The organism is Kiritimatiellia bacterium (assembly GCA_018001225.1).
In the GTDB taxonomy this organism is placed as follows: domain Bacteria; phylum Verrucomicrobiota; class Kiritimatiellia; order CAIQIC01; family JAGNIJ01; genus JAGNIJ01.
The window spans coordinates 1-12,227 of record JAGNIJ010000031.1 but is presented as its reverse complement, the minus strand read 5'-3'; the positions used below and the strand labels follow the sequence as shown (position 1 = coordinate 12,227).

Genomic DNA, 12,227 nt, shown 5'->3' with positions numbered 1-12,227 from the left:
GATGCGCTATAGGGTTGCAAAATGAGAGTCGCCAAGACGCGCATCATAATCGTGGATGACCACCCGGTAGTCCGAGAAGGATTTGCTCGATTTATTGAAACCCAGGAGGATCTGGCTATTTGCGCCGTGGCGGAGTCCTGCTCGGACGCCTTGGAGCGAATCAAAACGTGCCAACCCCATTTGGTCATCGTGGACTTGAGCCTCAAGGACGGTGATGGGCTGGACCTTCTAGGCGATATTACACGTCATTTCCCAGAAGTGGCCAGCCTGGTGGTTTCCGTCCGGGATGAAATGCTGTATGCCGTGCGCGCGATGCGCCTGGGCGCACGAGGATACGTGAGCAAAGGGGAGAACAGGGAAAAGGTGCTGGAGGCTATCCGGCAGGTGATGAACGGGGGTTACTACTTCAGTCCAGCCGTCCAGCGGCAGTTGTTCGGACTGTCGGGCGCGACAGTGCCGAAGGGCGCCCGGGAGGTCCACGATCCTCTGAAGGCCCTGACGGATCGGGAACTCCAGATTCTGCGGTTCATCGGAATGGGTTACTCCACGCGCCGGATTGCGGAATGCCTGCATCTTTCCGTCAAAACCGTGGACACGCATCGGCTGCACATCAAGGCCAAGTTGAACACCCCCACGATGTCCGAATTGGTGCGCTTGGCTGTCCACTGGACCAGCCGCGAGGGGGCCGTGAAGTGACTCCGGATCCTGCGGAGGTTCGGCCCGCGATGCGGGAGATAAACGAGTCCGGCCATGAAATAGCCGCCACTCCGTTACCCCAGGGCGGCTTCGCAGGTGCGCGCGTAAGCGCGTGGAACAGTTCGTGGTCGGAGTAATCCACCTTCTTGGCCGGAATGGCGGTGCGGGAGCGTTCGTTTCAAACGGTGTCAGAAAAGACTGTGTGGAGAGGACCGCCGCATTCCGGGAAAGGCCGAAGCCGTTCAGATGTGCAGCCGGGGCGTCTCGACGATGGCCTGAAATCCCTGGCCGCGTTGACTCTCAAACTGCGCCGTGCCCCCGAGTTCGGACGCGCGTCGCTGTATGTTGTGCAGGCCCCGGCCCCAAGGCCGGTCCAACTCGCAACCCTTTCCATCATCCTTGACGGTCATCCGGATCAGCCCCTTGGCTCGATCATCCTCCAGCCGCACCCGGACGACGCTGGCGTCGGAGTACTTCATGGCATTCGTCAGTAGTTCCTTGAACACGCCGAACAGGTGCAGGTAGGTCAGGGCATTCATCGGGTTCTGCCGGTCCACGCTGACTTCCAAATCCAGCCGCATGTGCAGGGGTGGCAGCGTTCGATAGCCAAAGTTTTCCATCTGGGCGATCAGGCCGCTCCACGAACAGTCCTCGGGCGAGAAAGACGTAATGAAATCACGCACGAGCCAGAAGGATTTCTGGGTGCGTTCGAGGATAGTGTCCAGCAGCGAGGCGATGGTTACCGGACTCGCCTGGCCCAGCGAGTCCCGGGCCTCCTGGCTGCATAGGCTGACGGCGGTCAGGTCATTGGACAAGTGGTCATGTAATTCCCGGGCGATGTAGTCGCGTTCTCGAATACGCTGTTCCACGGCGGTTTTTTTCTCGAGGTAGAGGGCATAGCTCTTGGCGCCGAACCAGAGGGTGAAGGGCAGGATCGGCACGATGAGGCTGTAGTAGGTGAAGTCAATCGGCCGCGCGCGCAACACGGCGGGCAACAGGGCCAGCAGCACCAGGGCTGTCAGGACGATGGCCGGCGGCGTCATGGTCATCAGTATGATTTCCTTGGGAAGAGGATCCTTCTCCCGGGCATACGAATACGCGAAGCTGCCGGCGGCCACCAGCAGCCAGATAATCAGGAACGGGAAAGTGAACCCGAACGCCGTGAGGCCGGAATAATAGAGGATACAGGACAACATCATGAAAAGGTACGGGAGCAAGGCCAGGTTCGGGTGGCGTCGCAACAGGGGCAGCGGTTGAGGGAAGACCATGGCGAAATGAATCAGCGTCAGGCACCCGGCCGCGCCGAAATAGGAGAGGTTCACCAGGAGGCGGAGGGCTGCGGACGGCAGCACCAGGTCGCGCGTGCGCAGGGCCGTCATGCAAATCAGATACAGCGCGCTGTTCGCCGACAGCAGGGCAATCAGAAAGCGATGGATGTCCGCCGCGCGAACGAGGACGGAGGCCCCGATGATCAGGCACAACACGGCGCTAATGTAGGAGATGGCCGTTCGCTGGACCAGGATTCGCCAGGGCATTCGGCGCAGCGGAAGAGTCGCGGAGGCGGATGTCCCATCCTCCCGAAGTGTTACGAGGCGGGCCTCTCGGTCCGAGGACAGGCGTTGATGCAAGGCGGCGGCCTTCGCCCACCATTCTCTTTCCATGCCCCGGGAAAAAAACTCCGGGTAGTGCAGAAAATCACTCATTTTCAGCGGTATGCCGTTGATCTCGATCAGGGTGTCGCTTTGGGACAGGAGATCGTGCGCCGCGGATGTTTCGTCATAGTGAAACACCGTCGGGTGTTGGTTCCAGGAGCCGACTTGAATCCCCAGGTACGGCGCCTCGCGCAGGACCCGCACGCCCGCGACGAACGATACCCCGGACAGCGCCGTCACCAGGGAAAAAAACGCCAGGGCAAAGCGCCGGTTGATCCACGGAAACGCCTCCGTCCCCTGGGGCGCCGGAGAGCTGCAGGGAGTCGTGATCATGCGGCGAATTGTAAATGGGACGATAGGAACTGCAAGCCGGACCATCCGGCGCGGCGCCCTATTCTGTATAAGAAAAAATCTGATGCGCGTTGAGGGGAAATAGGATGCACAATCATTTTTGCCCCGATAGACGCTTCCGGTGCGCGCCCCTATGCTGCCCCAATGAATGATTCCCAGGTGAATCATATTCGTTGGCATCACCACCCCGGCAGGCGCCGGAACCGAGAGGGTTCCCCCCATGGATAACCAAACTAAATTGTGCCTGTTTAGCTTCATGCTGGCCGCCGTCTCGGGCTTGAGCCCGCGCCCCGTCCATGGCGCGGCGGTCTACACGGAGGACTGGGACGCGGATGCGGCCGGCTGGTCGGGCCGCGACGGCGTGGCGACGGTGTCGTATGCCGGCGGCTTCGGGAATCCCGCCGGCTCGATGTCGGTCACGTTCGCCGCGCAGGGCGTCCCCGCGCCGGAGGTGGACGCCTTGCGCGCCACGGCGGCCTCGTCGGGCGGCGCGTTCACGGGGGATTACCTCACGGACCTCGGCGGGTTCTACGGCTGGACGTTCAGTTTCTATGCCGCGACCTATCTGCCCTCGGAGTTGCAGATCCGGTTCGCCGGCAGCTCCGGGCCGACGTTCCTCTACAACGCCTGGCCACAGGTGGGCGGCGTCGGCGGCTGGTACACGATTAACGTGCCGGGCACCTATGCCGGGAATTGGTTCGGCGGCTCGGAGGCGGCCTGGAACAGCGCGCTCGGTAACGTCTCGTTCGTGGACATCCAGATTGCCCGTTCGGCGACCGGGGAGGAGGAGACGTACTCCGTGGACAACTTCCAGGCGCGCGACGGCGGCGGGGGAGACCCCGGCGGCGGGGGCAGCGCGATTCCGGAGCCGACGACCGGCGTGCTCATGCTCGCCGCCCTGGCCGGGCGGGGGTTGATGCGGAGAAGGCGAGCGGGGGCGCGTTCAGCCCCCGCGCCCGTGAAGGCGCGTATGCGGGAAGAATGGGCCGCCGCGAATTGACGCGAAGAAGAGCGACCGCGGATCACGCGGATGGGCGCGGATGGGAGAATTTGAACAGAAGGAAACGAAGGGAATAAAGGGGGAGACTTGGTTTTGTTCGTTGCCTTCCGTTTAAACCTCGAAAAGGGATGTCGTGATTCGCAATCAGAGGAGCTGTAAGAAGTCGTGAACGGTCAAGCCGGCATTTCGGATGAGCGCGCGCAACGTTCCCCTGGCCACTTCCTTGTGATGGGGAATGGACAAGGAGGCGATATGGCCGTCTTTGACCATGATCATGTGGCTGCCCCGTTGGCGAACCAAAATCCATCCGTCGCGTTGGAAGGCTTTGGCCGTCTCCTCGCCGCTGATATGGGGCAGAACAGGCATTATACGGTGACTTCGACCTGCCGGGTTTCGATCGTCAGCGGCATGCCGCGTTCGGCGCGGACCTCCAGGCAGGCTTCGATGGCCTCCTGGATGTTGGCCAGCGCTTCCTCCCGCGTGGTCCCCTGGCTGACGCAGCCGGGGATGGACGGGCATTCGGCTACCCACATCCCGTCCTCGTCCCTCTCCAGTGTGGCGATGAATTTCATATCAGCATCTTTATCGTGGAAACGGGCGCCTTTCAAGCCGGAAGTGCCGGAAGGGAACCGCGAATTGACGCGAATGGGGGAAGGGCCCGCGGATCACGCGGATGGACGCGGATGAAGGAATTTGAACAGAAGGAAACGAAGGAAACTAAGCGGGCGCCAGGAGTCGAGAAGGAGAACGAACATGATGCGTAACTCAACACGCCGGAACATGGGATTTCGCGGCTGGTGGCTGATGGCCCTCGCGGCCGTCGGACTGGCCTGGACGCCGGAAGCCCGGGCGCAGACGACGCTCCTTCTCCGGGCCGAAGGCAGTTTTGGCTCGACGACCATCACGGACTCCACGGGGCGCCATTCTCCCGTGCGGGTTGGAGACGCGCAGATCGTGTCGTTGAACTCGCTGTCCGGCGCCAGCCAGGCCCGGTTCAGCACCGGCAACTACCTGACCGTCGCGCCGACCAACGATCTCGCCTTCGGCACCAACGACTTCACCATCGAGTTCATACTGAACCTGACGAACGACTATGCCGGCAGCAGCGACGACTGGGTGGTTCCTCTTGCGGTGTATGAATCCACGGCCAAGCGATGGATCGTGGGTCTCAACGCGTCGGGCGGCCCGGGTGCGGCACTGAATACGCTGCGGTTGAGCGGGGCGGGGATCGCGATCAATTGCGAGATCGCCTTCAATCCCAATCCGAACACCAATTATCACATCGCCATCCAGCGCCGCGCGGGGGCGGTCAGTTTCTTCGTCAATGGAACGACCCAGACCCTGACCTCGGCGTCCGGGCAAACGGCCGATTTCAACATGACGATAAACAACGTGGTCATAGGCAGCGGCTACTATAACGGCGTTTCGGCGCAGTATGTTCGTGGCCTCATGAGCCGGTTCCGGATTTCCAAGGGCATCGGGCGATATGCGTCCAGTTTCGATCCCGCCGCCATCGACTATACGCCGGACGAATACACGCGCCTCCTGCTGAACTTCGACGGTTCGGTAGCCGACAGCAGCGGCACCGGCAAGACGATCACCAACACCGGCGTCCTGCTGGGCACGGCCATGCCCTCGGGCGTCGCCGGTTCGGGCGCGCTACGCCTGGACGGCGCCGGGGACGGGGTCACCGCGGCCGACAGCCCCGACTGGGATTTCGGCACGGGGGATTTCACCGTGCATGCCTGGGCAAAAGTGCTGGCCTACCCGTCCATCGGCGACCGCGCCTTTCTCGTCGAGCACCACCAGGGAAGCCAGGGCCAGGATGCGGGCGCCTGGTACTGGGCGCTGTGGAACGTTAGTGGAACGAACAGCCTGGCCTTTGCCGGTGGAGCCTGGCCGTGGCCCACCAAAACGGTCGGCATCACGCTTCCGTCGAATACCTGGACCCATCTGGCCGTGGTGCGCAGCGCGGGCTATCTTTCCTTCTATAAGGACGGGCAACTGCAGGGCTCGCCCACGACGTTCACGGAGAATCTGACCAACAGCTATACGCACGTGCTGACCGTCGGGGCGTCGTACAACGACGGCGGCCTAAACTACAGTTTCTTCAACGGCTACCTGGACAACGTGACCGTCGTGAAGGGACAGGCGCTCTGGACGACGAACTTCGTGCCGCCCGGCGATCCCGAGATCGCCGTATCCGGCAACGGGCTGAACATCGCGGATGGCGACACGACGCCGAGCGTGACCGACCACACGGACTTTGGGTCCGTCGATGTGTCCGGAGGCGCGCCGGTGACGCGCACGTTTACCGTCACCAACAGCGGCCTGTCGGAACTGACACTCGGGAGCGTGGTAACCAGCGGCACGCATAAAACGGACTTCGTCGTCACGAGCCAGCCCGCGCCGTCGCTGGCGGCGGGCGGCAGCACCACGTTCCAGGTGCGGTTCGCGCCGGGCGGGGGCGGCCTGCGCTCGGCGACATTGAGCCTGTCGAGCAACGACGGGGACGAGAATCCCTTCGACTTCGCCGTACAGGGCCGCGGGGCCGTGCCCGAAATCGCGGTCAGCGGCAACGGGGTCAGCATCGCGGACGGGGACACCACCCCGAGCGGTTCGGACTGGACGGACTTTGGGACGATCTCGGCCGATACCGGCACTTTGACCCGGACGTTCACGATCACGAACTCGGGCGACGCGGCGTTGAGCGTGGGGACGGTGTCCGTGACGGGCGCGTTCAGCGTGGCCAGCCAGCCGGCGGCGAGCGTGGCGGCGGGCGGGAGCACATCGTTCGAGATCGCCTTTACGCCGCGGGCCAATGGGGCGCACGGCGCGACGGTGAGTTTCACGAACGGTGACTCCGACGAGAGCCCGTTCAACTTCGCTGTGCAGGGCGTGGGTCTGCGGGCGCTGGACAACTGCGTGCTGTTCATGGCGGGCGACGGGACGTTCGGCTCGACGACGATCCCGGACCTGACCGGTCGGCATACGCTGACGGCGAATGGGAATGCGCAGATAGTAACCTACAACACCGAATATGAATGTTCGCAGGCCTATTTCAATGGCTCGTCGGCCTACCTGTCTGTTCCGGATAGCGACGACTGGAACTTTGGAACGAACAACTTCACGATCGAGTTCGTCATGAATATGACGCAGGCGCCCGGGGCGAATGTCGCCTACACCATGTGCTCGCAGTACGAATCCTTGGGCAACCAGCGCGCCTCGCAGTTCAGCTACCGGGACGTCAGCGGCACCAAAAGGCTGGTCTTTTTCTACAGCACGGACGGCAACTCGGGAGGCTCCGTGAAGTCGGTCTATTCCGACACGGTGATTTCCAGCGGCACGAATCATCACATCGCCATTGTGCGGGAGGGTTCAACGGCGCGGCTGTATGTGGACGGCGTGGCCGTGCCGGTGACCGGCGGTTTCGGCTCCGACACCATCTTCAATTCGTCCAGCACGTACGAGATCGGGCGGGTGACGCCGTCGGCGCCGGTGCAGTATTTCCCGGGATACATCGCTAGGTTCCGTCTTTCCAAGGGCGTCGCGCGCTACTCGACGGACTTCGATCCGCACGTCGTCAGCTTCGTCGCCGACTCGTACACGAAGCTGCTGCTCCATTTCGACGGCAACGTCAACGACAGCAGCGGCACGGGCAAGACGGTGACGAACAACGGGGTGGTGCCGGGTACCGCGTTGCCGGCGGGTATGGCAGGTGGCGGGGCCCTGTATCTCGATGGCAGCGGGGATTATCTCACGATACCCGACAGTGATGACTTCTTTTTCGGCACCAATGACTGGACGCTGGACCTGTGGTGGAAACCCACGCGGTTGGGCGCGTGGCAGTGGTTCCTAAAGCAGCTTTCGCCAGACCGCACCGGCACATGCTCCTTTTATATGAAATCCGACAATCGCATGGCCATGGTTTTCCAGCAGAATGAAATCACGTACGGCAACTATTTCACCACCGCCGCGGCTCCGTTGACCACAGGGGCGTGGCATCATATCGCGTTTGCCCGCAGCGGAACCAATGGATATCTCTTTGTGGATGGCCAGGTTGTGCCGACGACCGCATCCATACCGTTCGGGAGCAGTTCGCTTCCGAATATCAATAATATGATCAGCCTGGGAGCCGCTAACAACCCCGTGGAGGAGTTTCTGTATGGTTACCTGAAGAACTACCGAATCGTCAAGGGCCAGGCCCTTTGGACGGCCAACTTCGCGCCACCGGATGTGCCGGACATAGACGTGCGTGGCAACGGAGTGTGGATCGCGGATGGCGATACCACACCGAGCGAGACAGATCATACGGACTTCGGCTATGTACCGCTGTCCGGCGGGACGCCGGTGACCCGGACGTTCACGGTCACTAACGGCGGATACGGCACACTGACGCTGGGGACGGTGACGACGAGCGGGACGCACGCGGCGGACTTCGTGGTGGTGGCGCAGCCAGCGTCGTCCGTGTCGGAGGGCGGGACGACGACCTTCCAGGTGCAGTTCACGCCGGGGGCGGCGGGCAACCGTACGGCGACGTTGAGCCTGTCGAACAACGACAACAGCGAGAATCCGTATGATTTCACCGTGCAGGGACAGGGCGCAGTTCCAGAGATCGCGGTTCTCGGCAACGGGGTCAGCATCGCGGACGGGGACACCACCCCGAGCGGTTCGGACTGGACGGACTTTGGGACGATCTCGGCCGATACCGGCACTTTGACCCGGACGTTCACGATCACGAACTCGGGCGACGCGGCGTTGAGCGTGGGGACGGTGTCCGTGACGGGCGCGTTCAGCGTGGCCAGCCAGCCGGCGGCCTCCGTGGCGGCGGGCGGGAGCACCACATTCCAAATCGCGTTCACGCCGCGGGCGAACGGGACACACGGCGCGGCGGTGAGTTTCACGAACGGAGACTCCGACGAAAGCCCGTTCAACTTCGCCGTGCAGGGCGTGGGCTTGCAGGCTCTGGAGAACTGCGTGCTCTTTGTCGCGGGCGACGGGACGTTCGGCTCGACGACGATCCCGGACCTGACCGGCCGGCACACGATGACCGCCGCCGGCAACGCGCAGATCGCGGCGCTTGATCCGGCCAGCGGCCTCACGATCGCGGACTTCAATGGAACCTCTTCCTACCTGGCCCTGGGCGACAATGCGGACTGGGCATTCGGCACGAACGATTTTACGATCGAGGCCGAGGTCTTCGTCGACGTCCTTAGCGAGGCCTCTGGCGGCAAGGTCCCCAGCATCTTTATTCAGAGTCCGGATATCAATAACCGCACCCGGCTGCTGATCAATTGGAGCGGTACGCGCTGGGGGCTGCACTTTGATTGTGCCAGCGGAGGCTCGACGCTGGTCAACCTGTTCGGCACCACATCGGTGGGCGGAGTCTTGAGTAACAGCTGGCATACCCTGGCGGTATCCCGGCGCGGCACCAACACGCAGATCTTCATCGATGGCGTGGTGGACGGCCAGGCCACGGGCTCCTATAGCGTTCCGGATTTCGCGGCGACGCCCTGGATTGGAAGGATGGTATCGGGCGTCTCCTACTGGTTCGACGGGAAGATTCGCCGTTACAGGATATCCAAAGGGATCGGCCGCTACATGGGGAACTACGATGCCGCCGCGGTGGATTGGTCGGCGGACGGCTACACCAAGTTCCTGCTGAACACGGACGGGCTCATCAGCGACGCCAGCGGCACGGGGAAAGCGGTGACCAACGCAGGCGTGGTCGCGGGCACGGCGCTGCCGGAGGGGCTCGGTGGAAACGGCGCGGTGTTCTTCGACGGCAGCGGCGACTATCTCTTCACACCGGACAGCGCGGATTGGGCTTTTGGCGGCGGGGATTTTACATGGTCCATGTGGGTAAAATGGACATCCCGAGCAAATTACCCGGGATCCTGGGGGCAGCGGAATGGTTCGACGTACATGATGTGGCAGGCGGCTATCAGCACAGGTTCATTATGGCGCTTTTCCGCTTTCAATGCCGGAAGTCCCGTGGCCTCGTATGACATGGCATGGACTCCAGAGACCAACACATGGTATCATCTGGCGCTTGTTCGCAGCAGCTCACGCGTCAGCATGTTTGTGAACGGCGTCGCCAGGCCGTTGACCACAAACACATCCATCGGGTCGTCATCTCTGCCGGATGTGTCGGCCAACTTCGAGATCGGCGGGGAAAACGGGGCGTGGAATTTCTTCCCGGGATACATCCGCAATTTTGCAGTTGTCAAGGGACGCGCGCTGTGGACGAACGATTTCGCCCCGCCGGGCGTGCCGGACCTCGATGTATACGGCAACGACGTGAAGATCGCCGATGGCGATGCCACGCCGAGTCTCGCCGATCACACCGACTTCGGGCCGGTGGCCATGGTCGGCGGGACGCCCGTGACGCGGACGTTTACGATCACCAACGGCGGGTATGGAACGCTTACGTTGGGGACGGTGACCACCAGCGGGGCGCATGCGGCGGACTTCATGGTGGTGTCGCAGCCTGCCTCGTCTGTGGCGGCGGGCGAGTGGACGACGTTCCAGGTGCGGTTCACGCCATCGGCGTCCGGGAACCGGACGGCGGCGTTGAGCCTGTCGAACAACGACAACGACGAAAACCCCTATAACTTCTCGATCCAAGGCCAGGGCGCGGTGCCGGAGATCGCGGTTCTTGGCAATGGGGTCAGCATCGCGGACGGCGACACGGCGCCGACCAATACAGACCATACCGATTTCGGAATCGTCTCGGCCGACACGGGGACGCTGGTCCGGACGTTCACGATCACGAACTCCGGCGACGCGGCGTTGAGCGTCGGAACGGTGTCCGTAACGGGTTCGTTCAGCGTGGCGAGCCAGCCGGCGGCCTCCGTGGCCGCGGGCGGGACGACGACGTTCCAGATTACATTCACGCCGCGGGCGAACGGGACGCACGGGGCGACGGTGAGCTTCACCAACGGGGACGGCGACGAGAGCCCGTTCGATTTCGCGGTTCAAGGTGTCGGGTTGCAAGCCCTGGACCACTGCGTGCTGTTCGTCGCGGGTGATGGGGAATCCGGATCAACAAATATCCCTGACCTGACGGGCCGCCACACGCTCACGGCGAACGGGAATACGAAGATTATAGCGAGTGGCGTGTTCGGAAGTGCTGCGTATTTTAACGGGACATCCTCGTATCTAGCCATGCCGGATTCGGAAGATTGGAATTTTGGAAGCGGTGATTTTACCGTCGATTTCTGGGCCAAAGGCACGCCCTCCTACGTGGTGCAACTCGGGGATGTGGGCGGCTCCCCCTTAATATCGTACGGAGCAGCAGGAAGTCTGTATCTCTCGACGGATGGCGTGAATTGGGACATTGCAAGCGATGTCTCCATGGGAGGGACATCCGTTGAATGGGCGCACTACGCGGTAGCGAGAAGCGGTAACAATTTCTACACATTCAAGAATGGGGTGTTGATATCGTCCTTTTCCAGTTCAAGTACGATATGGCGTCCGAACGGCGAAATCAGGATTGGTCGAGCGGGGAGTGGCTATCATAACGGCTGGATAGACGAGTTGCGGATATCCAAAGGCATTGCCCGCTGGACCTCGAACTTCACGCCGCCGACGTCGGCGCACACAACGGATGCCTACACGAAGCTTCTTCTTCACTTCGACGGTAACGTCAATGACAGCAGCGGCACGGGCAAGACGGTAACGAACAACGGGGTCGTGCCGGGCACGGCGCTGCCGGAGGGCCTATCCGGCAACGGGGCGGTGTACGTGGACGGCAACGGGGATTACCTGACCACACCGGACAGCGCCGACTGGGCGTTGGGTAGCGGTGATTTTACCTTCCAGTGGTGGTACAAGCCCGCGACGCCAAGCGGCACGCACGGGGGCTTCTTCAATCAGTATGCCGCCAATAACGGGTTCGGCATGTATCATCTGAACTTCAATAAGATCCGGTTCTACTCCGACCCCGGGGGCGTCACCGTCGCCCTGTATGAACGTTCATGGACTCCCGTGCTGAATCAATGGTATCATATGGCGCTTGTTCGGCAGGGGACCAATCTCCTCCTGTTCATCGATGGAACGAGGCAGACATGGACGAGTATCGGCACGGCCCTGTCGCCTGGCGCCACACTGCCGGATAACTCCTCCGCTTTTGAGATCGGTTGCGCAAGGGATTCCGGTGGCCGATACTATGCGGCCGGGTATTTGAAGAACTTCATGGTGGCCAAGGGGCGGGCGCTCTGGACATCCGACTTCGCCCCGCCGGACGCGCCGGATATTGATATGTACGGCAACGGCGTGAAGATCGCGGATGGCGATGCAACGCCCAGTCTGGCCGATCACACGGACTTCGGCCCCGTGGCCATGGTCGGCGGCACGCCGGTGACCCGGACGTTCACGGTCACGAACAGCGGGTACGGGACGCTGACGCTGGGGACGGTGACCACCAGCGGGACGCACGCGGCGGACTTCGTGGTGACCAGTCAGCCGGCGTCTTCGCTGGCGGCCGGCGCAACCACGACGTTCCAGGTCCAGTTCACGCCGTCGGC

General features: G+C 62.3%; 6 protein-coding genes. 3 read left to right on the top strand and 3 right to left on the bottom strand.

From position 1 onward, the window contains the following. Positions 1–21: 21 nt before the first annotated feature. A complete protein-coding gene (locus KA248_10845) occupies positions 22–696 on the top strand; it encodes a response regulator transcription factor (GenBank protein MBP7830404.1) in 675 nt (224 codons plus the stop codon). 242 nt (positions 697–938) lie between these two features. Here the strand turns inward: KA248_10845 and KA248_10840 are convergent, their stop codons facing one another. Then, positions 939–2,681: a hypothetical protein gene (locus KA248_10840; GenBank protein ID MBP7830403.1), complete on the bottom strand. Its 1,743-nt coding sequence runs from the start codon at positions 2,679–2,681 to the stop codon at positions 939–941. Positions 2,682–2,919: 238 nt separating this feature from the next. Here KA248_10840 and KA248_10835 point away from each other — a divergent pair, with 238 nt between their 5' ends. After that, the gene (locus KA248_10835) at positions 2,920–3,699 is read left to right on the top strand and encodes a PEP-CTERM sorting domain-containing protein (protein MBP7830402.1); all 780 of its coding nucleotides are present in this window, start codon (positions 2,920–2,922) and stop codon (positions 3,697–3,699) included. 144 nt (positions 3,700–3,843) lie between these two features. Here KA248_10835 and KA248_10830 read toward each other — a convergent pair whose 3' ends face one another. Next, a complete protein-coding gene (locus tag KA248_10830; GenBank protein ID MBP7830401.1) occupies positions 3,844–4,065 on the bottom strand; it encodes a type II toxin-antitoxin system HicA family toxin in 222 nt (73 codons plus the stop codon). After that, complete coding sequence (locus KA248_10825) at positions 4,065–4,271, bottom strand: type II toxin-antitoxin system HicB family antitoxin (GenBank protein ID MBP7830400.1); 207 nt, start codon at positions 4,269–4,271, stop codon at positions 4,065–4,067. The genes KA248_10830 and KA248_10825 overlap by 1 nt, the downstream gene beginning before the upstream one ends. A 181-nt stretch (positions 4,272–4,452) precedes the next feature. Between KA248_10825 and KA248_10820 the strand changes: the two genes are divergently transcribed. Beyond that, the coding region (locus KA248_10820; protein MBP7830399.1) for a choice-of-anchor D domain-containing protein at positions 4,453–12,227 on the top strand (7,775 nt) is incomplete at its 3' end.